This window comes from Lutimaribacter degradans, from assembly GCF_023703375.1.
Taxonomy (GTDB): Bacteria; Pseudomonadota; Alphaproteobacteria; order Rhodobacterales; family Rhodobacteraceae; genus Lutimaribacter; species Lutimaribacter degradans.
The window spans coordinates 1-23283 of record NZ_JAMQGO010000019.1 but is presented as its reverse complement, the minus strand read 5'-3'; the positions used below and the strand labels follow the sequence as shown (position 1 = coordinate 23283).

The window sequence follows — 23283 nt, the reverse complement described above, 5'->3', positions numbered from 1 at the left end:
CCGAGGTTATTGATATGTGCACAATTTGTATGGCAACCGCCACGTTTGACCCCACCCGCCACCCTGATGGCGTCACCGACCCGACCCGCGCCTACGTGACGGAAACCACGGATGCGGCAGACGATGTCAGCACGATCTACTCGATCCAGGTGGGCGACACGTTCGGCGGCGAACTGGACCAGGGCGACCGCGACTGGGTCGCCATCACGCTGGAGGCAGGCGAAACCTACCAGATAAACCTGTCCGGTGCACATGGCGGCGGCGGCACACTCCACGACTCTTACCTGCGCCTCCATGATGCCGCGGGACAACTGGTCGCCCAAGACGACGATAGTGGGCAGGTACTCGATTCCGCGTTGAATTTCACCGCAACCAGCGGCGGCACCTATTACATCTCGGCAGGCTCGTACAACGACACCGATTCCGGCACCTACGAGATCGACGTGACACAGGGGAGCTCGCCCGAGCCCCCCGACCCCGGCCCGGGCACCACTGACACGCTGGACGAGTTGGCCAATTACCTGACCGATGGCTTCTGGAACGATGGCGGCTCTGACGGGTTCCGCTTCGATACCCGTTCCGACAACCGGATCACGGTGGACATCACCGACCTGACAAGCGACGGGCAACAGCTGGCCCGCTGGGCCTTCGAAGCCTGGGAAATGGTCGCCGATATCGAGTTCGTCGAGGTGTTCAGCGGCGCCGATATCACGTTTGACGACAGCCAGTCGGGCGCCTTTGCCGGGCCCGACAGCGTGATCGGTGAATACACCACCACCGCCAGCGTCAATATCGGTACCGGGTGGCTGTCGACCTATGGCACGACGATCGACAGCTATTCCTTCTCGACCTATGTGCACGAGATCGGCCACGCGCTGGGGCTGGGCCACCAGGGCAATTACAACGGCAGCGCCACCTACGGGGTGGACGAGACCTTCAGCAATGACAGCTGGCAGATCTCGGTCATGTCCTATTTCGACCAGAGCGACAACACCAGCATCAACGCCAGCTATGCCGAGCTGATGACGACGATGATGGCCGATATCATCGCGATCCAGAACCTTTACGGCGCGCCCGATGCCGCGAGCGAAACCGCGGGCAACACCACCTGGGGCGCCAACACGACCCTGACGAATTACATGGCCGATGTGTTCGATTCGCTGGCCAACGGAACCGGCAATGCCAACATGAACGGCACCGAGCCGGTGGCGATGACCATCTATGACCGGAGCGGGATCGACACGCTGGACCTGTCCTTCAGCACCACCAACGACCGGGTCGATCTGCGCGGCGCGACATTCTCGGATGTCGACGGGCTGATCGGCAATATCGGCATCGCGCGCGGCACGGTGATCGAACACCTGGTCACCGGGTCCGGCAATGACGATATCACCGGCAACGGGGCCGCGAACCACATCCAGGCCGGGCAGGGTAACGACACCATCGCGGGCGCTGGCGGGAACGACAGGCTGGAGGGCCGCGCGGGCGATGACATGATGCGCGGCGGCAACAATTTCGACCGGCTGCTGGGCGGCAACGGCCACGATACGATCTTTGGCGGGAATGGCCGCGACACGATGCGGGGCGGCAACGGCAACGACGTGCTGCATGACAATGACCAGGGCGGGGCCCTGGGCCGCGACCTGTTCTTTGGCGGCAACGGGTTCGACCAGTTGCTGGGCGGCGCAGGCAACGACACGCTGGTGGGCGGCAACGGGCGCGACACCATGCGCGGCGGCGATGGGGACGACCTGCTGCGGGACAACGCGCAGGGCGGAGCCCTGGGCCGCGACCTGTTCTTCGGCGGGGCCGGCGATGACACGATCCTGGGGCGGGGCGGCAATGACACCGCCCGTGGCGATGCCGGCAATGACCGGATCGAGGGCGGCGTGGGCCTGGACCGGCTGTTCGGCGGCAACGGCAGCGACACGCTCCTGGGCGGCAACGGCAACGACACCATGCGCGCGGGCAACGGCGACGACATGCTGCGTGGCGGCAACGGCTTCGACCGGCTGTTCGGCGGCAACAGGCACGATACGATCTTTGGCGGCAACGGGCGCGACACCATGCGCGGCGGCAATGGCGACGACGTGCTGCACGACACCGGTCAGGGCGGGGCCCTGGGCCGCGACCTGTTCTTTGGCGGCGCAGGTGACGACCGCCTGAACATCGGGGGCGGCAACGATACAGCCACCGGCGGCGCGGGGTCGGATACCTTCATCTTCGCGGCCGGCCATGGCGCGGACGTGATCACCGATTTCGACGCCCGGGACGACGACGAGGTGATCGACCTGTCGGCCATCGCGGCAATCGGCAATATCAGCCAGCTTCTGGGCGCGACGACCCGGGTGGGCGCGGATGTGCGGATCGATACCGGGAACGGAAACTCGATCCTGCTCGAAAACGTCAACCGCAGCGACCTGGATGCCAACGATTTCATCTTTACCTGAAAACACCGCGCGTCCCGCAAGGGGCGCGCAAGCATCGGGTTACAGGAATATCACGTCCGAGGCGTCGAAGCCCGCCGCGCTCACGCCTTCGAGGATGACCGCCCCACCGCTCCAATCAAGACGCAGGCCCTGATCGGTTCCCGAGACCGCCAGGTCGGCAAACCCCCGTTCCGTCACATCCAGGTGCAACTGGTCGCGCCCGGGGGTGAAATCGCGGACCCGGTTGACGCCATCCCCGCCGCGAAAGACGAATACATCCGCCCCGGCCCCACCGATCAACAGGTCGAAACCCTGCCCGGCCTCGAGCACATCCCGCCCCCCGCCACCGATGAGCGTGTCGGCATTGGCGCCACCCAGCAACGTGTCATGGCCACCCCGGCCATCGAGCCGGTCACCGCCGCCGCCGCCATCGAGCACGTCGTCACCCGCGCCGCCGCGCAGGGTGTCACGCCCGTTGCCGCCCACCAGCGTGTCGTCGCCATTGCCGCCCAACAGCCGATCGACCCCGTTGCCACCGCGCAGCATGTCATCGCCCGCACCGCCGCGCAGGGTGTCACGGCCGCTGCCGCCCACCAGCCTGTCGTCGCCATTGCCGCCCAACAGCCGATCAAACCCGCCGCCGCCCCGGAGCATATCATCGCCCGCCCCGCCGCGCAGGATGTCGCGCCCGTTGCCACCCTCCAGCCTGTCGTCACCGTTGCCCCCGAACAGCCGGTCGACCCCGTTGCCGCCGCGCAGAAAATCATCGCCGCGCCGGCCATGGATCACGTCATCGCCCGCCCCGCCATGGGCGGTGTCATTGCCGCCGCGCCCCAGGATCGTGTCATCGCCGGCCCCGCCGAAGAACAGGTCACGCCCCGGCGCCCCGCCCTGGCCGGTGTCCCGCAGCACGTCGTCACCCGCGCCGCCGCGCAGGGTGTCGCGCCCGTTGCCGCCCACCAGCGTGTCGTTGCCGGCGCCGCCCAGCAGCCGGTCAAACCCGTTGCCACCACGCAGCATGTCATCGCCCGCACCACCCTCCAGCCGGTCGTTGCCCGCGGCGGCATTCAGCGTGTCGGCCCCATCGCCGCCCCGTAACGTGTCACGCCCCTGCCCGCCTTCGATCCGGTCGGACCCGGCAAGACCATCGAGCAGGTCATTGCCCTGCGCGCCAATCAGCAGGTCGCTGCGCCAATCGCCCACCAGGGTGTCATCCCCGGGGGTGCCGCGGGTCTCGTCGGGCAGGGCCATGGGCACCCGCCCCGTTTCCCAATCCAGCGCCGCGCGCAGTTCGCCCGCACTGATCGGTCCGCCACCGGCCCGCCGTATCTCGGTCACGTCGCCCCGGATCGTCATCAGCGCCCCCCAGGCGGTGGTCGAAATCTCGACCTGGTCGGTGCTGTAAAGCATCGGGTAGAGCGTCAGGTCGATCCGGTCGCGGCCGGGCTCGAAATCGGTGATCACGTCGCGCGCGTCATCGGGTTCGAGCAGGAAGACATCCGCCCCCGCGCCGCCTGTCAGCCGATCATGCCCCTGCCCGTCGGCCAGCGTGTCGTTGCCCGCGCCCCCGACCAGCGTGGCAGCGCCCGCACCCCCCGACAGCAGGTCGTCGCGCCCCGTGCCGTCAAGCCTGCCGCTTGCCACCTGCCGCGTGATCCCCTGCCCCGCCAGCGGCACGGTAAACTGGCTCAGCCCCGGCTGGTCATGGCTGGCCACCAGGATCTCGATTCCACCGGGGCCCATCGCCGCGGTCATGGCCGAGATCGACGCCAGCCCCCGCCCGCCGGAATCGGCGATCGTGTCGAGATGCAACAGCCGCCCGTCGGGCAGCATCGTGAACAGGCTGATCCCGTCATCGCCCCCGGCCACGACCACGTAAGAGCGGCCCTCATGCGTGACCACCGCCATGTCCTGCACACGGCCAAACCGGGTGGCCAGCGTGTCGAGCACGTGATCCACCGGGCGCAGCCCGCCCGCCGTGGTCAATTCCATGACGCTCAGCGCCCCGCCCTGCCCCTGATCGGCCGATGACGCGACGACCAGGAAGGTGCGCCCGCCCGCCCGGGCCAGTTCAAGCGCCACGGGCATGTCCAGGATGCCCATGCCATTCTGCGCGCCCAGGGAATCGCTGATCGCGAGACGGCCGGTCGGGGCGTCGACGGCAAAGGCGCTGACCCCGTCCTCGTCAGCGCACAGGGTCAGAAGGTAGGACCGGCCGCCCAGTTGCGCCGTCACCATTTCGACCGGTGACGCCAGGTGGCTGCCCGCGCTGTCATGGATGACGGAGGCGCCCCGCAACCGGCCCTGCGCATCGGGTGCCAGGCTGGTGACCGTGCCCGAACCCGACGCGACATGGACAAAGCCCGCGGCCGACACGGCCAGCACCCCCGTCGCCCCGGCCTGGAGCGCGGGCATCGCGACGGTGGCGGCCGGCCCCAGGGTACCATCCTGTTCCAGCGCATAGCCAACCAACCCCTCGCCTGCCGCCTGCCCGACGATGGCATGGGGGACACCGTCGACCTCCAGCACCGCGACCTCGCCCGTAAGGGATGCGGCAATGGAATCGGTATAGGGCGTGGCCGACACGACCCCGGCCACCCCGCCGGCCCCCAGCGACAGGCTGACCAACGCACCATTCGGCCCGCCCGCGGCCAGGATCGTCGGCCCCCGGTCCCCCGGCACGACCTCCAGCGCGCGGATATCGTTTTGCAAACCGGACAAATCCGCGCCGATCACGGCGCGATGCAATATCGTTGGCATCCCACACCTCTCACCCCGGTGCCCGGCCATATCCGTAGGCTGCAAAGCAGCACCGGCGCGGGGGAAAAACCGGGCAAGACCGTGGCTTTTCCGCTGATTTAGAGACGTGTTTTCAGAAGGTTTGAGACGTTTTGCCGTCTCAACGCATCAGGCGCTCATGCATGTCAATGGCCTCTTCGATATCCTCGAAGTAATGCAGATGCCCGCGATCGAGCACGAGACCCGAGTCACAAAAGCGGCGCAGTTCGGGCATCGAATGGCTGACCAGGATCGCCCCGCTCCGCTCCATCCGGTTGCGAAACACCGCCTGGCTCTTGCGCTTGAAGGCCGCGTCCCCCACCGCTGTCACCTCGTCCACGAGATAGGTATCGAAACGGATCCCCATCGAGGTGCCGAATGTCAGCCGCGACTTCATACCCGCCGAATAGGTGCGCACCGGCATGTGGAAATGTTTGCCCAGCTCGGCAAAATCCTCGACAAAGGCGATCAGGCTGTCGGTATCCACCCCGTAGATGCGGGCCACGAAACGCACGTTCTGCGCGCCGGTCAGCTCTCCGTGGAACGAGCCGCCAAAGGCCACCGGCCAGGAAATCGTGCCATCCGAGACCACCCGCCCCGTATCGGGCCGCATGATCCCGGCGATGATCTGCATCAGCGTGGATTTCCCCGCCCCGTTGCGCCCCAGGAGCGCCAGCGACGCGCCCGTGGGCAACGTGATATTGAGGTCGTCGATCACCAACCGGCGCTCGCCGCCGACCCAGAAGCTCTTGGAAAGGTTTTCGAAACGGATCATCCCGCCAGCTCCGCCTGGTGCCTCATGCCCGGTCGCGCAGCGAATAATAGACCAGCGCCAGGATCCCCCAGCCCAGCGTCAGGATCAAAGCCGCCAGCCCGAAGATCATGAAACGCTGCGGATATTCCGGCTCTTCGGCCAGGGTCGGCTCGATATAGGCGGCCAGGTAGCGGGTCTGGCGCTGTGCTTCGGCCTTGGCGCTGTCCCAGGCGGTGAGCGCCGCGCGATAGGTCTCTTCGGCGAATTCCCGCTCGACGGTCAGACCTTCGAATTCCGAGATCAGCGTGGGGTAATCCTCTCCCGTCGACAGCACCTCGGTGGTGGCGAAGTTGCGCCGCTCTTCGGCGATGCGGTCGCGGATCACCTGGATGCGGCGCAGCGCCTGGACCATGCGGGGGTCGTCGCCCTGGGTGGTCTGGCTCAACTCGTCGAATGCCACCAGTTCGGCGGCCAGCTGCTGTTGCAATGTGCTCATCACCCCCATGCGGCCCTGGATATCGGATTCCAGGTCCACGATCTGGGTGCGTGTCCGGAACCGCGTCAGCGCGGCACGGGCCTCTTTCAAGCGTTCCTGGGCCTGCTCCAGGTCGGCCTCGGCATAGCGGATCGCATCGAGCCGGGCCGCCTCGTTGAGCGCGTTGACCATCTTCTGGCTTTCCCGGACGACCTCGGTCGCGATATTGCGGGCCATTTCCGGGTCGAATGCCAGAACCCGCAGCTCGGTCAGCCCCGTGGACTGGTCAAAAGACACCCGCACGATGCGATCCCAGAACCAGTGCAGATCCTCGATCGAGGCATCGGGCCACAGGGCAAAGACGGGATCGCGCGACCAGTAGCGGGCGTAATAGTCACGCAGGCCGAGTTTCTCGTCGATCCGGCGCACCACCGCCTGGCTGCGGGTATATTCATACAGCACATCGCCATCGGCCGAGCCGCTGGCCCCGGTCAGGCTGGCCAGGCCGCCCAGGAGATCGGTCGCGCTGGCCCCCTCTTCCTGGCGCACGGTAAACCCGGTGGTCGAGGCGTATTGATCCTCGGCCACCAGCCACAGGTACAGCGCCAGCAGCACAAGCGGCAGGATCACGCAGGCGACGAAGCCCGCGATCAGCGCCCAATGCCGCGTCTTCATCCGGGCCGGTTCGGCCATGGGGCGCACCTGGACGGTCGGTGCGGCCCCCCCCGGCTTTTTCGGCCTTTTCGGCTTTTGCGGGGTTTGCTGCACGGCATCGGCCTCCTCCGGGGACGGCCCGGGTTTCGGACCGGAGTTCCGTTCCGTCTCGGGAAGCGGGGGCTGATTTGAAGGGTCACCCTTTTTAAATACTTTTTTCAATTGCTTACCCTGGCCAAACCCGTTTGAAAGATGGGGCAGTATTCTACATACTGTTGCAGAACCTTGCCACAGGACGCTACGCGATGTCTGCCACCGATATTCCGCCGCCACAATCCCCCGGCTCCGGGGTGGCCAGCACGTACCGGACAGGGCGGACCGTCATGGCCCTGATGCTGCGCGAGATGTCGACGCGCTATGGCCGGTCGCCGGGCGGGTATATCTGGGCCATACTCGAACCGCTGGGCGGGGTGTTCATCCTGGCCATCGGGTTCTCGCTGTTGCTGCGCAACCCGCCACTGGGCAACAATTTCATCCTGTTCTATGCTACGGGTTTCGTGCCGTTCATCCTGTACCAGAACGTCTCGACCATGGTGGCCAGGGCGCTGAAATTTTCCAGGCCGCTGCTGCGATACCCGGTCGTGAGCTGGATGGATGCGATCATCGCGCGCTTCGTGCTGAACGCGCTGACCGGCATCCTGGTAGGCCATATCGTGATATTCATCGTGCTGATGCTGACCGACAGCCGGGCCATGCTGGATGTCATGCCCATCCTCACCGTGATTGGCCTGGTGCTGCTGCTCAGCCTGGGGGTCGGCATGCTCAACTGCGCGCTGTCGGGGCTGATCGACGCCTGGGACATGATCTGGTCGGTGGCGACACGGCCCCTGTTCATCGCCTCGGGCGTCCTGTTTCTCTACGAGGACATGCCGCGGGGGGCGCAGGATATCTTGTGGTACAACCCGCTGTTCCACATCGTCGGGCTGGCGCGCACGGGGTTCTATGCCACCTACGAGGCCGCCTATGTCTCGGAGTTGTACGTGGTGGGTTTCAGCCTGATCGCGCTGTTCATGGGTATCGTGCTGTTGTACCGCTACCACCGCGATATCCTCACCCGCTGATGCCTAGCCCCGGCCGTTCCGCCAGCCCTTGACCGTATCGTGGCTGACATCGGTGCGCCGCAATATCCCGTCGCGCAACGCCCGGGTCACGTAGCCCAGGAAGGCCCGCCGCTCGCCGGAATGGTGGCGCACCTTCAACAGCCATTTCAGCGCCGCGGCCGGCGCCACCAGCACGAACAGCCGACCCGAACACAACCGGTAGACCATCAGCAGGTTGCGGTAGTGGTAATAGCTTTTCCACAGGGGGCGAAACCGCTTGTCGGTCTCGCTATGGGTCGAGAAATCATGCTCGAACACCAGGCTCGGGTCGAACAGGATACGGCCCCCTGCCCGGCTCAGCGTCAGGGTATAGAGCGTGTCATCGCCGTAGATGAACAGCTGCCCGTCGGGATACCCCGCCCGCGCCACCGCCGCACGGCTGATGAACAGCCCCACGAAAGAGGCCGAATCCACCGCCCTGGGCCCGGCATCGGGCGCATAATCGGCCGGCCCGAGATGAAACCCGTCGCGCCCCCGGCCCAGGAGCGTGCGCCACAGGATGCGCCGATGCCAGAACGGGTTCACCGCCGGGCGGTTCATGTCGCAGATCTGCTTGTCCGGGCCCGGCAGGTAGACCGCCGCCGCCCAGGCCTCGGCGGTCGACCTGTCGGCGGCCTGGAATGTCTCCAGCGTTCCCGGCGTGGGGCGGGAATCGTCATCCATCACCACCAGCCAGTCAGGGTCGAACCGCTCCATCGCCAGGCGCATGCCGATTTCAAAGCCCCCGGCCCCGCCGCAATTGCTGGCGCAGCGATGCACCGCGAGGCGCGGATCGTCCTGCGTGGCCAGCCATGCCCCGGTGCCATCCTGCGAGGCATTGTCGACCACCAGAACCGCCTCGAGCTGCGCAGGGGGCGTTTCCAGCAACCGCCTCAGCGTCAGTCGCAGCTTGTCCAGCCGGTCATGGGTGACGACAACGGCCACCAGCCGCCCCATGCTTGCTGCCTGCTTGTGCATTACCCCTGCCCGTCTTGCATATCCTTGACATGCGCATTGCTCATAAACGCCCTGAAAAGTCAAACCGGCCCGGCGGCGTGGGCGACCAGTGGCACAGCGCCGCCTTGCCCAGCCCCCCCGATCCGGGGCACAAGCGTCCATGACGCGCCGATACAGGATTTGAGCATGACCGTTGCATTGATCGTTCTCGCCGCCGGCAAGGGGTCGCGCATGAAATCGGACCGGCCCAAGGTGCTGCACCCCGTCGCCCATGCGCCGCTGCTGTGGCATGCCCTGCGCGCGGGGGCCGCCCTGGCGCCGGAAAAGACCGTTGTCGTGGCCGGCCACGGCGCGGAGAAAGTGACGGAATCGGCCCGCGCCTATGACGAAGCCGCCGAGGTGGTGTTGCAGGCCGAACAGCTTGGCACCGCCCACGCCGTGGCGCAGGCCCGCCCCGCGCTGGCGGGGTTTCCCGGCGATGCCGTCGTGCTTTATGGCGACACGCCCTTCATCTCGGCCACGACGCTGCAGGCCATGACCGCGGCCCGCCAGCAGCATGACATCGTGGTGTTGGGGTTCGAGGCCGCCGACCCCGGCCGTTACGGGCGGCTTGTGACCGAGGGCGACCGCCTGCTGCGGATCGTCGAGTTCAAGGACGCCACCGAAGAGGAACGCGCCATCCGCCTGTGCAATTCCGGCGTGATCGCGGCAAGGGCGCAGACCCTGTTCTCGCTGATCGACGCGGTCGGCAACGACAACGCCTCGGGCGAGTATTACCTGACCGATATCGTCTCTATCGCTGCGCAAAAGGGCCTGTCTGCCACCGTCGTCCCCTGCCCCGAGGCCGAGACCATGGGCGTCAATTCCCGCGCCGACCTGGCCTCGGCCGAGGCGGCGTTCCAGGCCCGGGCGCGGGCGACGCTGATGGAAGAGGGTGTCAGCCTGCAGGCACCTGAAACGGTGCACCTGGCCTGGGACACGGTGGTGGGCGGCGACACGCTGATCGAGCCGAACGTGGTCTTTGGCCCCGGTGTCCGCATCGAGGGCGGCGCCACGATCCGCGCCTTTTCCCATCTCGAAGGGTGCCACGTGGGCCGCGATGCGGTGGTCGGCCCCTATGCGCGCCTGCGCCCGGGGGCGGAACTGGCGCAAAGCACCCGGATCGGCAATTTCGTCGAGATCAAGAACGCCCGCCTGGCCCAGGGGGTAAAGGTCAATCACCTCAGCTATATCGGTGATGCCGAGATCGGGGCGTGCAGCAATATAGGGGCCGGCACCGTGACCTGCAATTACGACGGCGTGTTCAAGCATCGCACCGTGATCGGCGAAGAGGCGTTTATCGGCTCGGACACGATGCTTGTGGCCCCGGTCACCGTGGGAGATCGGGCAATGACGGGCTCGGGGTCGACCATCACCCGCGACGTGCCCGCGGGCGCGCTGGCCGTGGCGCGGGCCGACCAGGTCAACAAGCCCGGCCTGGCCCTGCGGCTGTTCGAGCGGCTGCGCGCCCAGAAGGCGCGCCTGTCGACGAAAGACTGATGCAGGGCGGGGCCCGGGTGTTTCGCAGCGCCCCTGCCCCGCATCATGGCAATGGCAGGCCAGCAACAGGGGCGGATCACGAAAGGAGCCCGCAATGCAGATCGAACAGACAGCCCTGCCCGGCGTGGTGATCCTGACCCCGCGGCGATTTGGCGACGCGCGCGGCTTTTTCAGCGAAAGCTGGAACCGGCAGCGCATGCGCGCGGCCGGGCTTGATTACGATTTCGTGCAGGACAACCATTCGCTGTCCGAGGCGGCGGGCACCTTGCGCGGGCTGCATTTCCAGGCCCCGCCCCATGCCCAGGCCAAGCTGGTGCGCTGCGGGCGCGGGCGGCTGTTCGACGTGGCGGTGGATATCCGCCGGGGCAGCCCGACCTACGGCCAGTGGCTGGGGGTCGAGTTGAGTTTCGACAACGGGCGTCAATTGCTGATCCCCGAAGGGTTCCTGCACGGGTTCGTCACGCGCGCGCCGATGACCGAAGTGATCTATAAATGCTCCGACTACTACGCGCCCGATTGTGACGGCGCGGTGGCCTGGGACAGCTGCGGCATCGATTGGGGGCTGGGCGCGGCACCGGTGCTGTCGGAAAAGGATGCCAAGGCCCCGCCCCTGGCCGAGTTCGACAGCCCCTTCACATGGGAGAGTGACACATGAAGATCCTGGTGACGGGCGGGGCCGGGTTCATCGGGTCGGCGGTGGTGCGGCTGGCCATGAGGCGCGGCCACCGGGTGACGAATCTCGATGCGCTGACCTATGCCGCCTGCCTGGACAACGTGACCCCAGTCTCTGACATGGCGGGATACAGCTTCGTGCAGGCCGATATCCGCGATCGCGCGGCGCTGGATGCGGTGTTTGCCGAACACGCGCCCGACGCGGTGATGCATTTGGCGGCGGAATCCCATGTCGACCGTTCCATCGACGGGCCGGGCGCCTTTATCGAGACCAATATCACCGGCACCTACAACATGCTGGAGGCCGCCCGCGGCTACTGGGTCGGGCGGGGCCGGCCCGATGGGTTCCGCTTTCACCATATCTCGACCGACGAGGTCTATGGCTCGCTGCCAGCCGACCCGGCGATAAAGTTTACCGAGACCACGGCCTATGACCCACGCAGTCCCTATTCCGCCTCGAAAGCGGCCTCGGACCACCTGGTGCGCGCCTGGCACGAAACCTATGGCCTGCCCGTGGTGCTGAGCAATTGCTCAAACAATTACGGGCCCTATCACTTTCCCGAAAAACTGATCCCGGTGGTGATCCTGAATGCACTGGCGGGCAAGCCGCTGCCGATCTATGGCGACGGAACGAACATCCGTGACTGGCTCTATGTCGAGGATCACGCCGACGCGCTGCTGCTGGTGATGCAGAAGGGCCGGCCCGGGCGCAGCTACAATATCGGCGGCGGGAACGAACGCACGAATCTTGACCTGGTCCGCACGATATGTGCGATCCTGGATGAAAAGCGCCCCCGGCCCGCCGGCTCCTATGCCGAGCAGATCACCTTCGTGCCCGACAGGCCGGGCCATGACGCGCGCTATGCGATCGACGCCGGCCGCATCCGCGACGAGCTGGGCTGGCGCCCCTCGGTCACGGTGGAAGAGGGTCTGGAAAAGACCGTTCAATGGTACCTCGACAACGAGGCCTGGTGGCGCGCCCTGCAAGATCGGCACGGCGTGGGCGAACGGCTGGGAACCCGCGCATGAAAATACTGGTTTTCGGCAAGACCGGCCAGGTGGCCACGGAATTGCAGGCCCGCGCCGAAGTCATCGCGCTTGGCCGGGACCGGGCCGACCTGTCCGACCCGGCCGCCTGTGCCCGGGCCATCCACGCCCATGCCCCCGAGGTGGTGATCAATGCCGCCGCCTATACCGCCGTCGACAAGGCCGAGACGGAAGAGCACCGGGCCACGATCATCAATGGCGATGCCCCCGGCGCGATGGCGCAGGGCTGCGCGACACGCGGGATTCCCTTTCTGCATGTCTCGACCGACTATGTCTTTGACGGCACCGGCACAGCGCCCTGGCGCCCCTCCGACCCGGTGGCGCCGCTGGGGGCATATGGCCGTTCGAAACTGGCAGGCGAAAGGGCCGTGACCGCGGCGGGCGGGCAATGGGCCATATTGCGAACCTCCTGGGTGTTCTCGGCGCATGGCAGCAATTTCGTCAAGACCATGCTGCGCCTGTCCGAAACCCGCGACACGCTGCGCGTGGTCGATGACCAGGTCGGCGGGCCGACCCCGGCAGGTGCCATCGCCGAGGCGCTGCTGACAATGGCGCGCGCGATGGTGGCGGGGCAGGGGGGCGGTCTCTACCATTTCGCGGGCGCCCCCGACACAAGCTGGGCCCGTTTCGCGCGCGAAACATTTGCCCATGCGGGCCGCAACGTGACCGTCACCGGCATCCCGACCGAAGATTACCCGACACCGGCGGACAGACCACGCAATTCGCGGCTCGATTGCCGCGACATGAAGACCGATTTCGGCATTTCCCGCCCCGACTGGAAACCCGCCCTGGCAGAGATCGTGAAAGAGGTGACAGCATGACGAAACGAAAAGGTATCATCCTGGCCGGCGGCTCCGGCACCCGGCTTTACCCGATCACGCAGGGCCTTTCGAAACAGCTTTTGCCCATCTACGACAAGCCGATGATCTATTACCCGCTGTCGGTGCTGATGCTGGCGGGCATTCGCGACATCGCGGTGATCACCACCCCGCAGGACCAGGAGCAGTTCAAACGCACGCTGGGGGACGGGTCGCAATGGGGGCTGGAGCTGAGCTATATCGCGCAACCCTCGCCCGACGGGCTGGCGCAGGCCTATATCCTGGCCGAGGGCTTTCTCGGCGGGGCGCCCTCGGCCATGGTGCTGGGCGACAATATCTTTTTCGGCCACGGCCTGCCCGAGCAGATGGCCACGGCCGACAGGCGCATCACGGGCGGCACGGTTTTCGGCTATCGGGTGGCCGACCCCGAACGCTATGGCGTGGTTGATTTCGACGCGGCGGGCACGGTGCGTGCCATCGTCGAAAAGCCCGCGCGCGCGCCATCGCCCTACGCGGTGACCGGGCTTTACTTCCTTGACGGGTCAGCGCCCGAGCGGGCCCGAAAGGTCACGCCTTCGGCTCGGGGCGAGCTTGAAATCGTGTCGCTGCTCGAAATGTACCTGGAAGACGGGCTGCTGGACGTTCGGCAGATGGGGCGGGGGTATGCCTGGCTTGATACCGGCACCCACGGCTCCTTGCTGGATGCGGGCAATTTTGTCCGCACCCTGTCCGAACGGCAGGGAATGCAGGTGGGCTGCCCCGAGGAAATCGCTTTCGACAAGGGCTGGATTACCGCCGAGGCACTTGCCCAACGGGCCGAAAGCTTTGCCAAGAACAGCTATGGTCAATATCTGAAAAGGTTGCTGAAATAGCCCCGGCACAGGTTGAACGGCGGCCGTTTCGCGCGCGAAACATTTCAAACATGTGCCTCTAACCGCCAGGTTAGAGACACATGTGGTCAGCGCCAGCCTTCAAGCCAGCGCATCAATGCCTGGCGCATTTCCCCTGTCAGGGCCTCGCCCGACAGTTCCAGCCGGTTCTTGTCGGGATGGTAGCGGGCCACCAGGCCGGGGCGGGGTGTGCTGGCTTGCGCGGCCGACCGGTGCGGCGGTGTCCTGGTGGCACCTTGTTCCAGCCGCGCCGCCCAGCGGGCCAGCCGGGCCTGTTCATCCTCGGCGGTTTTTGCGGGTGCCTCCGCAAGGTCGCGGGCCAGCGCGGCCGCGGCCTCGGGGTCTGCCTCGATCAGCTTGGCCAGGCGCAGCCCCAGCCTTTCGCCGATGGCCTGCGGAAAGCGCAACGCTTCTCCCAATACCTGGACCAGGCTGACAAAGCTGCCAATCTTGGAGCGGCGCGCCCGGGATGCGGCGGAAAACAGGCTCTGTAGCGCCTCTTTCTGGGTTTGGAACACCCGCTGCCCAACCGCGACATGAACGATGCGGGCCCGTTCGAAATAGCTCAGCCCGGCCCGGATCTCGTTTTCCTCGACCATGGCGCGATAGGCATCGGACGCGCTTTCGGGCTGACGCTGAATTGCCAACACGGAGCCATCGCCCTTGCCCTGATCATGCAGCCGGGCGATCGCCTGGCATCGCCGCCAGCCCGAGATCAGGCCATAGCGATCATCACCCGTCGCCACGACCTCGATCGGGGTCTGCTGGCCCCGCATCTCGATCGAGGTGATCAGTGCCTGCATGTCTTCGTCGTCGATCACCACCCGGTCGCGCACCAGGTGATCGAGCTTGATCCGGTCCAGCGGCAGGCGCGTGATCAGGCGCCCCTCTTCACGGGCGCGGGCCATTTCACCGACCACCTCGTCCAACGCGGCCGCGGCCGAGCTGTCGCGGGCGACATCGGCAATCGGCGCGCGCGTCGCCGCCAGCGCGGCCGGGCCCTGGGACGGCGCGGGCGCCTGCGCGTCGGCCCCGTCGAGGAATATCGGGTTGGGGGCGCTCAGGCGCTTGCGTTTGGCCATGCAGGGCCTCCTTTCTTCGTGGGTGCCCGGCAGTCAATGGTGCAAGGAAATGTTTCGCGCGCGAAACGGGTATGCCGTGGCCGGGTCATTCCGCTGCCTCCGCGGCGGCCAGCTCATCGCGGCGCCAGCTGCCAGCCAGCAGGGTCTTGAACGCGGCATAGGTGGCATCGAAGGTTTCCCGGCCACGCACATAGGTTTCGCGGTTGAAATCACGGTAATCGGCCTCGTAGATGCCCTGCACGCTTTCGCCGGCCTGCCCGATCAGGGCGGTGTAATCCTGCCGATGCGGCGACAGGGTAGGGCCCAGATACGCCTGCATCAACGCGGCCAGCTCGGCCTGCTGGGTGCCGTCATAGCGGGTGATCAGCGCGCGCACCGCATCCCATTGAAAGGCCAGCCCCTCGCGGCCCAGGGCCCGGGCGGCCATGTTCTCGGCCTCTTCGATCGAGGCGAACGTGGAATGCAGCATGTCGAAGAAACGGCCGGTGGAATCGAATTCGAGAAACGAGGCCCCCATGGGCACCAGCAGAATATCCGACGCCGCCAACCCGTTGATCGTCAGGTAGCCCAGGGCAGGGGGGGTATCGAGGAAGATCACGTCATATTCGTCAAGCACCCCGTCGGCCTCGAACATGTCGGTCAGCGCATCCCACAGCTTCCAGCCCCGGGCCTGCATGCGCCAGACCGGGATCTGGAACTCGGCCCAGTAAAGGTTGAGCTGGGCGCCGATCAGGTCGATATTCGGCCAATGGGTCGGCTGCACCAGGTTCTGGGCCGTGATCTCGAGCGCTTCGGTCAAAGAGTCGTCGAGCGGCACCGGCGCATCGCCCCGGTCGAGCCGCCGCTGGTTGTCCGCGCGCAGATGCGTGGCGTAATGGCGCGCCAGCAAGGGAAAGACCGTCTGCCACTCATCATCCACCTTGCCCCCGAAGATCGAGGTCATGCTGCCCTGGCTGTCGAGATCGACCACCAGCACCTTGTAGCTATCCAGCGCGGCGGACATCGCCAGGTGCGCGGCGGTCGAGGTCTTGCCGACACCGCCCTTGAAATTTGCCACCGCCACGATTTTCGCCTTCTGCCCGGCAGGGCGGTAGGGCAGGTAGGATTTGGCCTTCGAGCCTTCGGCAGCGAAATGCGCACGCAGGCGCAGAACTTCGTCGAGGGTGAACCACTTGGCGCCACCCTCGGTTTCGGAATGGCCTTGGGGCAGGTCGGGGTTCTGTTTGAGCACGCGGCGGAAATGGCCGGTGGCGACGGGGATCAGGTAGCGGGTGATTTCCCAGGTGGAAAAACGGCGCAGGCTGCGTTTGCCGGTTTCCTCAAGCCCGCGACTGGCCAGGTCGGTGCGCCCCCGGGCGCAAGCCTGGGCGATCGACTGGAAATCTGCCGTGGTCGTCGGAGCGCCAAGCTGCCCCAGCGCGTGATCGGGATCTATCTGTAGATAGGGAGGGAGTGTGCTGCCCATGCGTCGCCTCGCGATGTTCTGTGTTTTCGCCAGTATACGCCAAAAGAGCAGACATGGAAGAAAAGAGCGTATCCCTATGGGGTATTCCTGCTTTTTCCCTGCAAAATCCGGCACTTTACCTTTTTGCGCCATGGGTATTTCCGGGCTACGCAAAAATCTGCCTGTTATTATTTGTTAATTATACGTTACGGGTGTCGTGTGATTTGAGCAAATCCTTTTGAATCCGATGGTTGCGCCGGTTTTTCCGGGTCGTCGCGATTCTGAACCCCCGAAAGGGTGACTCTGATCCCACGCCAAGGTGACTCTGGTCCGCCGAAAGGACGTGGTGACGGGCTGGATCGGACCTGTGGATAACTCTAGGGTGGTGTCACTGAAACCCCGATAGAATCGGGGAGGGATAAAACGCAGGGCAGCAGCCCGAACAGGGCAGATCGGTCTGCCGGGAATCGGGGCGAAGGATATGACGGGGACGGGCGGCATGGGGGCAGATTCAAGAGGCGGCGCGGGCCTGTTGCCGGACCGGCATCCGACGGGCGATTTCTTTGTCTGCGATATTTTCGGTGCGTCGCCAAAGGATGACCTTGGCTCCATGGAACATCCGATCTTTTCGCTGTCGACGCGCCCCGACCGGCGTATCCTGTCCTATGCCCATAACGGGATCGAGGTGCAGGTGACCCCCAGCGTCAGGGGCCGGGCCACGATCCATGACAAGGATATCCTGATCTATTGCATCAGTCAGCTGATGGCCGCGATGAACGCCGGCCGCGCGATCAGCCGTACGCTGCATCTGAAGGCGCATGATCTGTTGGTGGCCACAAATCGCGACACGTCCGGCGATGGCTATACCCGCCTGCGCGAGGCGTTTGAGCGACTGGCCGGCACCCGCATCACCACCAACCTCAGCGCCGGCGGCGAAGAGACGACGCGCGGATTCGGCCTGATCGAGGAATGGGAAATCAAGCGCAAGTCGCGTGGTGGGCGCATGGTGTCGGTGGTGGTCACGCTGAGCGAATGGCTGTTTCGCGCGGTGCTGGCGAAATCGGTGCTGACGCTGAGCCGGGATTATTTCCGGCTGCGCAAACCCTTGGAGCGGCGGGTCTACGAACTGGCTCGCAAGCATTGCGGGCGCCAGCCCGACTGGCGGGTGAGCGTGACGGTTCTGCACAAGAAAACCGGCAGCGCGGCGCCTTTGCGGGTGTTTCGTGCCGCGATCCGCCGGATGATCGCCGATGACCATCTGCCCGATTACCGGCTGGTCGAGGAAGAGGGCGACCTGGTCCGGGTGACACGTCGGGGCAGTGCCCGGCGCCCCGACGCCCCGCATGTCGGCGCTGAAACCCTGGATGCGGCACGTCGGCTGGCTCCGGGCATGGACATATACGGGCTGGTGGCCGAATGGCAGGGCTGGTGGGCCGAAACCGGGCGGGCCCGCCTTTCCGATCCGGACAAGGCCTTCCTGGGCTGGCTGCGCAGCCGCATGACGCCGAAGGGTTAACAAAGAGCAAAGCACGCCCTGTTAGGGTGGCGTCAAACGGGGCAGGTCTATCGCTGGGCCCATCGAAATTCCCGCGAGGATGCCACGCCATGCCGAATACCACCGCTCGGCTGGGCCTGCCGGTGATTGCCCCGTCGCAAGCCCAGAAACACGTCACCCATAACGAAGCGCTCCAGTTGCTTGATACGCTGGCGCAGCTTGTCCTGACCGGCATCGGGAGCGAGACCCCGCCCGCGGTGCCGGCCCCGGGCGAGATCCATGCGCTTGGCCCCGCCCCGACCGGGGCCTGGGCGGGGCAGGGCGGTCAATTGGCGCAATGGGCCGATCCGGGCTGGCTGTTCATGGCCCCGCAAGAGGGCTGGCGGGCCTGGGATGCGGCCGGGGCGCGGCTTGTGGCCTGCCGGGGCGGGGACTGGATACCCGTCACCCCTGATTTCGACAACCTGGACGGGGTGGGGGTCGGCACCGCGTCGGATGCCACCAACCGGTTGGCCGTGGCCGCCGGGGCCAGCCTGTTTTCCCATGCTGGTGCAGGTCACCAGGTCAAGATCAACAAGGCCGGCCCCGGCGAGACCGGAGCGCTGCTTTACCAGTCGGGATGGACCGGCCATGCCGAGCTCGGGTTGGCGGGAGACAATGATTTCCATCTCAAGGTCAGCGCCGATGGCAGCACCTGGACCGAGGCGCTGGTGGTTGACGCCATGAGCGGTCATGTCGGTGGGGCCGCGGTCCAGGCCGACGCCACCGATACGACGGCGGGGCGTTTGGCCCGGGCCGATTACGCGTACGGGCCGGGCAATCTTGTCGGCTCTGCCAGCCAATCCGGCGGCACGCCCACGGGCGCGGTGATCGAGCGGGGCAGCAATGCCAATGGCGACTATGCGCGCTTCGCGGACGGCACGCAGATCTGCTGGGTCTACCAGTTCGCCCTGGACCCCTGCGACGATTCGAGCGGGTCTGTTTTCTGGTCGGGAACCAACACTGCCTGGACATTCCCGGCAGAGTTCCTTGCCGGAACAAAGCCGGTCGTGTCCGGAACATGTGACAATCCGGCGCGGTGGCTGACAGCAGGTGTCCCCGGCAACACGTTCGTTGGCTTCAAGGCGTTCGCAGCCTCGTCTTTCGCCGCAACCACCTATGCGAATGCAATGGCCATTGGCCGCTGGTTCTGAGGAGACACCGCCATGCAGATCACATTTTCCCCCGTTCGCCGCGATGATCGCCCGATATTCGCGCGGCAGGGCGACACGCTGCTGATCGACGGCGAAGCCTTCGATTTCAGTGTCGTGCCCGAAGGCGCAACCCTGCCGGCAGGGGCCGTGGCGTCCGAGTGGATCACAGGCCCCGTCACCCGCGAGGGCGGCGTTCTGCACCTGACCCTTGCGCTGTCGCACGGCCCGCGCGCGCCCGGGGAAACGCTTTTCCCCCGGCCTGTCATGGTGACCGGCGATGACGTGATCGACCTGCCAGCACACAGCCTGCCCGAGGAGCCCGCGACATGAGCAATATCGATCTCACGCAACTTATCACCGCCGAGGCCAGGGCCGCGCAGGCCGCCACGGCCCGTTCCGGCGCGATCAAGGCCGCATGCCGCGCCCTGATCCTGGGCGCCGTGGGCGAGACGGCACAGGCCAATATCGCGCAGGCCGGGGTGATCTATGCCGCGATGCGCGCCGACGGGGTCAGCGCCGATGCAGCGCGCGCCCAGGCCGGGTTTGTCGAGGGCGACCTGGAAACCGCCGCCGCCTGGAAAGCCTGGGTCGCGGCGATGCAGGGCGAATGCCGCCGCGCCATCGACGCGGGCGACGATCCGGCCTGGCCCGCGCTGCCCGTGGGCGTGGCCACGCTGGCCGCGCGGTTCTGAGGGGCGCCCCGCGCCGGCAAACCGGAAGGGCCGCGCTTCATTCTACCGTGACCGATTTCGCCAGGTTGCGGGGCTGGTCCACGTCGGTGCCCTTTTCCACCGCGGTGAAATAGGCCAGCTCCTGGACCGGTACGGCATAGGCAATCGCGGCAAATGGGCCATCGATGGTTGGCATTTCGACCTTTTGCCAGGCCCCGTCGCCGCCATCCTTTAACCCGGGGCCGTCGCTGATCATGACGATCTTGCCCCCGCGCGCCATGACCTCCTGCATGTTCGACACCGTCTTGTCGAACATGCCGTCATGCGGCGCCAGAACGACCACCGGCATTTCCTCGTCGATCAGCGCGATGGGCCCATGCTTGAGCTCGCCGCTGGCATAGCCCTCGGCATGGATATAGCTGATCTCCTTGAGCTTGAGTGCCCCCTCCAGGGCCAGCGGGTAGAGCGCGCCACGGCCAAGGAACAGCACGTGGTCATAGCGGGCCAGCTGGGCGCTGACCGCCTTGATCTGCGGGGCGATCGCCAGGGCTTGCGCGACCTGGCCGGGGACCTGGCGCAGCTGATCGGTCAGCAACCGCTGTTGCGCGGGGTCGATCGTGCCGCGCTGGCGGCCCGCCTGCAATGCGAGCGAGGCCAGAACCGCAAGCTGGCAAGTGAAGGCCTTGGTCGAGGCAACGCCGATCTCGGGGCCGGCCAGGATGGGCAGGGCAAGATCGCTTTCGCGGGCGATCGAGCTTTCCAGCGCGTTGACGACGGACACGACCTTGCCGGCCTTGCCCGTGGCATAGCGCAGCGCGGCCAGCGTATCGGCGGTTTCGCCCGACTGGCTGACGAAGACGGCAAGCGTACGGGCGTCGAGCGGCGCCTCGCGATAGCGGAACTCGGACGCGATATCGACATCCACCGGCATCTGCGCGATCTGCTCGACCCAGTATTTCGACACCAGGCAGGCCAGCGAGGCGGTGCCGCAGGCCACCATGACGACCCGGTCGAACGCGCTGAAATCCACCCCGGCTTCCAGCATTTGCCCGCCCTCGTTGTCGCCGGCATAGTATTCCAGCGCATTGGCCAGCACGTCGGGCTGTTCGGCGATCTCCTTGGACATGTAATGCCGGTGCCCGGCCTTGTCGGCGATGGCACTGTCGAGATCGACGGTGCGGCGGGGGCGGCTGACGGGCTGTTGGGCGGCATTGAGAAACGTGGCACCCGCGCGGGTGACGATGGCGATATCCCCCTCTTCGAGATAGGTGATCTCGTTGGTCATCGGTGCCAGCGCCAGCGCATCCGAGCCCACGAACATCTCGCCCTTGCCCCAGCCGACGGCCAGCGGCGACCCCTTGCGCGCGGCAACGATCAGGTCGTCCTCGCCCTCGAAAAGGAAACACAGCGCATAGGCGCCTTCCAGCTCGGAAACGGTGGCCTTGGCGGCCTCGATCGGGGACAGCCCCTGTGACATGTGCCAGTCACACAGCATGGCGACGGTTTCGGTGTCGGTGTCGGTTTCCGGGGTAAGCTGATGCGCGGCCAGCCGGGCGCGCAGGGCGCGGTAATTCTCGATGATGCCGTTATGCACCACGGCCACGCGGCCCCGCTGGTGCGGGTGCGCATTGACGGTGGTGGCCGCCCCGTGGGTGGCCCAGCGGGTATGGCCGATCCCCGCGGTACCGCGCAACGGATCATGCACCAGCGCGTCCGACAGGTTGGCCAGCTTGCCAAGCGCGCGGCGGCGTTCCAGGCGGCCGCCATTCACGGTGGCGATCCCGGCGCTGTCGTAGCCGCGATATTCCAGCCGCTTCAGCCCCTCGACCAGGATGGGCGAGGCCTGGTGGTTCCCGAGAACACCGATAATTCCGCACATGTTGCCAATCCTGTCTTGCCGTGATGCTGCCGGTTCCCAGTCGCAAAACGCGGCGCAAAAAGCAATTGCCGTCGCATGGGGTGAAGGGCAGGGCGCAAGGATCCGCCTGCATGCAGGCGGAGGTCCGGGGCTCAGCCCTGGGCCTCGGCGCCAAGCGCGGCGGCGATGCGGGCCGCGGCCTGGCCGTCGCCATAGGGGTTCGTGGCGCGCGCCATCGCCGCATGGGCGGCGTCGTCTTGCAGCAGGGTAAGCGCCGCATCGCTGATCCGGGCGGCATCCGAGCCAACCAGCCGGACGGTGCCGGCCTGCACCGCCTCGGGGCGTTCGGTGGTGTCGCGCATCACCAGGACCGGCTTGCCCAGGCTCGGGGCTTCTTCCTGCACACCGCCCGAGTCGGTCACCACGATATGGGCCCGGCGCATCAGCCAGACGAAGGGCAGATAGTCTTGCGGCGCGACCAGGTGCACATCGCGCGCCGTGCCCAGGATGCGGTTCACCGGCTCCTGGACATTGGGGTTGAGATGGACGGGATAGACCACCTGCACATCGCCCCGCGCGGCGATGTCGCGCAGGGCGGTGCAGATCCGTTCGAACCCGGCGCCGAAATTCTCGCGCCTGTGGCCCGTTACCAGAACCATCCGGCGCCCCGGGTCGAGAAAGGCGAACCGCGCCTGCATCTGCGCATCGAGCGCCGGATCGGCCTCGAACCGTGCCTCGATCTCGTGCAGCGCGTCGATGACCGTGTTGCCGGTGACCAGTATCGCCGTGTCGGGGATACCCTCGGCCAGCAGGTTCCGGCGGGCGGTTTCGGTCGGGGCGTAATGACGGTCGGCGATCCGGCCCACGAGCGCGCGGTTCATCTCTTCGGGCCAGGGGGCGTGGATGTCGCCGGTGCGCAGCCCGGCCTCGACATGGCCGACGCTGACCTTGCCGTAGAACCCGGCCAGCGCGGCGGCCAGGGTGGTGGTGGTATCGCCATGCACCAGCAGCCGGTCGAACCGTTCGGCCTGCAACAGGTCGCGCAGCGCCACGAGAATGCGCGCTGTCAGATCGGTCAGGTCCTGGCCGGGCTGCATGATGTCCAGATCGTAATCGGGGCTGATGCCGAACAGGTCCAGCACCTGGTCGAGCATCTCGCGGTGCTGGGCGGTGACGCAGACCCTGACCTCCAGGCCCGGCGTCTCGCGCAGCCGCCTGATCACGGGGGCCATCTTGATGGCTTCGGGCCGGGTGCCGAAAACAACCAGGATTTTCATCGACCTGCCCCCTGCACATGGAAAGACGAATGCCCGGCGGTGTAACAGCTTGCCCGCGAAACGCCACCCGAAAGGGCCGGCACGCCGCCTTGTCAGGCCCCCCACCGCCGT

Annotated in this window: 19 protein-coding genes; 11 read left to right on the top strand and 8 right to left on the bottom strand. The window is 66.4% G+C overall.

Annotated features, from left to right (window positions below):
* Positions 1-29 precede the first annotated feature (29 nt).
* Complete coding sequence (locus tag M8744_RS17085) at positions 30-2450, top strand: M10 family metallopeptidase C-terminal domain-containing protein (RefSeq protein ID WP_251419964.1); 2421 nt, start codon at positions 30-32, stop codon at positions 2448-2450.
* 39 nt (positions 2451-2489) lie between these two features.
* Here the strand turns inward: M8744_RS17085 and M8744_RS17080 are convergent, their stop codons facing one another.
* The 3 genes from M8744_RS17080 to M8744_RS17070 all read right to left on the bottom strand — a co-directional run bounded on the left by M8744_RS17080 (position 2490) and on the right by M8744_RS17070 (position 7129).
* The gene (locus M8744_RS17080; RefSeq protein WP_251419963.1) at positions 2490-5189 is read right to left on the bottom strand and encodes a calcium-binding protein; all 2700 of its coding nucleotides are present in this window, start codon (positions 5187-5189) and stop codon (positions 2490-2492) included.
* A 139-nt stretch (positions 5190-5328) separates the two neighbouring features.
* A complete protein-coding gene (locus tag M8744_RS17075) occupies positions 5329-5982 on the bottom strand; it encodes an ABC transporter ATP-binding protein (RefSeq protein ID WP_251419962.1) in 654 nt (217 codons plus the stop codon).
* Between the two features lie 22 nt (positions 5983-6004).
* On the bottom strand, positions 6005-7129 hold the full coding sequence (locus tag M8744_RS17070) for a KpsE/RkpR family capsule polysaccharide export protein (protein WP_251419961.1): 1125 nt from the start codon (positions 7127-7129) through the stop codon (positions 6005-6007).
* 266 nt (positions 7130-7395) lie between these two features.
* Here M8744_RS17070 and M8744_RS17065 point away from each other — a divergent pair, with 266 nt between their 5' ends.
* A complete protein-coding gene (locus M8744_RS17065) occupies positions 7396-8211 on the top strand; it encodes an ABC transporter permease (protein WP_251419960.1) in 816 nt (271 codons plus the stop codon).
* Positions 8212-8214: 3 nt separating this feature from the next.
* Here M8744_RS17065 and M8744_RS17060 read toward each other — a convergent pair whose 3' ends face one another.
* Positions 8215-9207 (bottom strand): glycosyltransferase, encoded by a 993-nt coding sequence (locus M8744_RS17060; RefSeq protein ID WP_251419959.1) that lies wholly within the window; start codon positions 9205-9207, stop codon positions 8215-8217.
* A 165-nt stretch (positions 9208-9372) separates the two neighbouring features.
* Between M8744_RS17060 and glmU the strand changes: the two genes are divergently transcribed.
* The 5 genes from glmU to rfbA all read left to right on the top strand — a co-directional run bounded on the left by glmU (position 9373) and on the right by rfbA (position 14134).
* Positions 9373-10725, top strand: a complete 1353-nt coding sequence (glmU, locus tag M8744_RS17055) for a bifunctional UDP-N-acetylglucosamine diphosphorylase/glucosamine-1-phosphate N-acetyltransferase GlmU (RefSeq protein WP_251419958.1) — start codon at positions 9373-9375, stop codon at positions 10723-10725.
* Between the two features lie 94 nt (positions 10726-10819).
* On the top strand, positions 10820-11380 hold the full coding sequence (gene rfbC, locus M8744_RS17050; RefSeq protein ID WP_251419957.1) for a dTDP-4-dehydrorhamnose 3,5-epimerase: 561 nt from the start codon (positions 10820-10822) through the stop codon (positions 11378-11380).
* Positions 11377-12426: a dTDP-glucose 4,6-dehydratase gene (gene rfbB, locus M8744_RS17045; protein WP_251419956.1), complete on the top strand. Its 1050-nt coding sequence runs from the start codon at positions 11377-11379 to the stop codon at positions 12424-12426. The genes rfbC and rfbB overlap by 4 nt, the downstream gene beginning before the upstream one ends.
* A complete protein-coding gene (gene rfbD, locus M8744_RS17040) occupies positions 12423-13265 on the top strand; it encodes a dTDP-4-dehydrorhamnose reductase (RefSeq protein ID WP_251419955.1) in 843 nt (280 codons plus the stop codon). Before rfbB ends, rfbD begins: the two co-directional genes overlap by 4 nt.
* Positions 13262-14134, top strand: coding sequence for a glucose-1-phosphate thymidylyltransferase RfbA (rfbA, locus tag M8744_RS17035; protein ID WP_251419954.1), 873 nt, complete (start codon positions 13262-13264; stop codon positions 14132-14134). Before rfbD ends, rfbA begins: the two co-directional genes overlap by 4 nt.
* 86 nt (positions 14135-14220) lie before the next feature.
* On the opposite strand, the gene M8744_RS17030 is transcribed toward rfbA, so the two are convergent.
* Complete coding sequence (locus tag M8744_RS17030; protein ID WP_251419953.1) at positions 14221-15234, bottom strand: ParB/RepB/Spo0J family partition protein; 1014 nt, start codon at positions 15232-15234, stop codon at positions 14221-14223.
* Positions 15235-15319: 85 nt separating this feature from the next.
* Positions 15320-16699 carry an AAA family ATPase gene (locus tag M8744_RS17025; protein ID WP_251419952.1) on the bottom strand — a complete coding sequence of 460 codons (1380 nt, stop codon included), beginning with the start codon at positions 16697-16699 and terminating at the stop codon, positions 15320-15322.
* A 478-nt stretch (positions 16700-17177) separates the two neighbouring features.
* Here M8744_RS17025 and M8744_RS17020 point away from each other — a divergent pair, with 478 nt between their 5' ends.
* From M8744_RS17020 to M8744_RS17005, 4 genes are all read left to right on the top strand, one after another.
* Positions 17178-18194: a replication initiator protein A gene (locus M8744_RS17020; RefSeq protein ID WP_251419972.1), complete on the top strand. Its 1017-nt coding sequence runs from the start codon at positions 17178-17180 to the stop codon at positions 18192-18194.
* An 89-nt stretch (positions 18195-18283) separates the two neighbouring features.
* Positions 18284-19366, top strand: coding sequence for a DUF2793 domain-containing protein (locus M8744_RS17015; RefSeq protein WP_251419951.1), 1083 nt, complete (start codon positions 18284-18286; stop codon positions 19364-19366).
* A gap of 12 nt (positions 19367-19378) precedes the next feature.
* On the top strand, positions 19379-19696 hold the full coding sequence (locus M8744_RS17010; protein WP_251419950.1) for a hypothetical protein: 318 nt from the start codon (positions 19379-19381) through the stop codon (positions 19694-19696).
* Positions 19693-20058 (top strand): hypothetical protein, encoded by a 366-nt coding sequence (locus M8744_RS17005; RefSeq protein WP_251419949.1) that lies wholly within the window; start codon positions 19693-19695, stop codon positions 20056-20058. Before M8744_RS17010 ends, M8744_RS17005 begins: the two co-directional genes overlap by 4 nt.
* Before the next feature lie 37 nt (positions 20059-20095).
* On the opposite strand, the gene glmS is transcribed toward M8744_RS17005, so the two are convergent.
* Positions 20096-21916 (bottom strand): glutamine--fructose-6-phosphate transaminase (isomerizing), encoded by a 1821-nt coding sequence (gene glmS, locus M8744_RS17000; RefSeq protein ID WP_251419948.1) that lies wholly within the window; start codon positions 21914-21916, stop codon positions 20096-20098.
* A 131-nt stretch (positions 21917-22047) separates the two neighbouring features.
* Positions 22048-23172 (bottom strand): non-hydrolyzing UDP-N-acetylglucosamine 2-epimerase, encoded by a 1125-nt coding sequence (wecB, locus tag M8744_RS16995; RefSeq protein ID WP_251419947.1) that lies wholly within the window; start codon positions 23170-23172, stop codon positions 22048-22050.
* Between the last annotated feature and the right edge of the window lie 111 nt (positions 23173-23283).

What these genes read in the sequence shown, in the direction of transcription:
- M8744_RS17085 (WP_251419964.1), top strand. Translation starts at nt 30, where the DNA reads ATGGCAACCGCCACGTTTGACCCCACCCGCCACCCTGATGGCGTCACC.
- M8744_RS17080 (WP_251419963.1), bottom strand. Translation starts at nt 5,189, where the DNA reads ATGCCAACGATATTGCATCGCGCCGTGATCGGCGCGGATTTGTCCGGT.
- M8744_RS17075 (WP_251419962.1), bottom strand. Translation starts at nt 5,982, where the DNA reads ATGATCCGTTTCGAAAACCTTTCCAAGAGCTTCTGGGTCGGCGGCGAG.
- M8744_RS17070 (WP_251419961.1), bottom strand. Translation starts at nt 7,129, where the DNA reads ATGGCCGAACCGGCCCGGATGAAGACGCGGCATTGGGCGCTGATCGCG.
- M8744_RS17065 (WP_251419960.1), top strand. Translation starts at nt 7,396, where the DNA reads ATGTCTGCCACCGATATTCCGCCGCCACAATCCCCCGGCTCCGGGGTG.
- M8744_RS17060 (WP_251419959.1), bottom strand. Translation starts at nt 9,207, where the DNA reads ATGCACAAGCAGGCAGCAAGCATGGGGCGGCTGGTGGCCGTTGTCGTC.
- glmU (WP_251419958.1), top strand. Translation starts at nt 9,373, where the DNA reads ATGACCGTTGCATTGATCGTTCTCGCCGCCGGCAAGGGGTCGCGCATG.
- rfbC (WP_251419957.1), top strand. Translation starts at nt 10,820, where the DNA reads ATGCAGATCGAACAGACAGCCCTGCCCGGCGTGGTGATCCTGACCCCG.
- rfbB (WP_251419956.1), top strand. Translation starts at nt 11,377, where the DNA reads ATGAAGATCCTGGTGACGGGCGGGGCCGGGTTCATCGGGTCGGCGGTG.
- rfbD (WP_251419955.1), top strand. Translation starts at nt 12,423, where the DNA reads ATGAAAATACTGGTTTTCGGCAAGACCGGCCAGGTGGCCACGGAATTG.
- rfbA (WP_251419954.1), top strand. Translation starts at nt 13,262, where the DNA reads ATGACGAAACGAAAAGGTATCATCCTGGCCGGCGGCTCCGGCACCCGG.
- M8744_RS17030 (WP_251419953.1), bottom strand. Translation starts at nt 15,234, where the DNA reads ATGGCCAAACGCAAGCGCCTGAGCGCCCCCAACCCGATATTCCTCGAC.
- M8744_RS17025 (WP_251419952.1), bottom strand. Translation starts at nt 16,699, where the DNA reads ATGGGCAGCACACTCCCTCCCTATCTACAGATAGATCCCGATCACGCG.
- M8744_RS17020 (WP_251419972.1), top strand. Translation starts at nt 17,178, where the DNA reads ATGGGGGCAGATTCAAGAGGCGGCGCGGGCCTGTTGCCGGACCGGCAT.
- M8744_RS17015 (WP_251419951.1), top strand. Translation starts at nt 18,284, where the DNA reads ATGCCGAATACCACCGCTCGGCTGGGCCTGCCGGTGATTGCCCCGTCG.
- M8744_RS17010 (WP_251419950.1), top strand. Translation starts at nt 19,379, where the DNA reads ATGCAGATCACATTTTCCCCCGTTCGCCGCGATGATCGCCCGATATTC.
- M8744_RS17005 (WP_251419949.1), top strand. Translation starts at nt 19,693, where the DNA reads ATGAGCAATATCGATCTCACGCAACTTATCACCGCCGAGGCCAGGGCC.
- glmS (WP_251419948.1), bottom strand. Translation starts at nt 21,916, where the DNA reads ATGTGCGGAATTATCGGTGTTCTCGGGAACCACCAGGCCTCGCCCATC.
- wecB (WP_251419947.1), bottom strand. Translation starts at nt 23,172, where the DNA reads ATGAAAATCCTGGTTGTTTTCGGCACCCGGCCCGAAGCCATCAAGATG.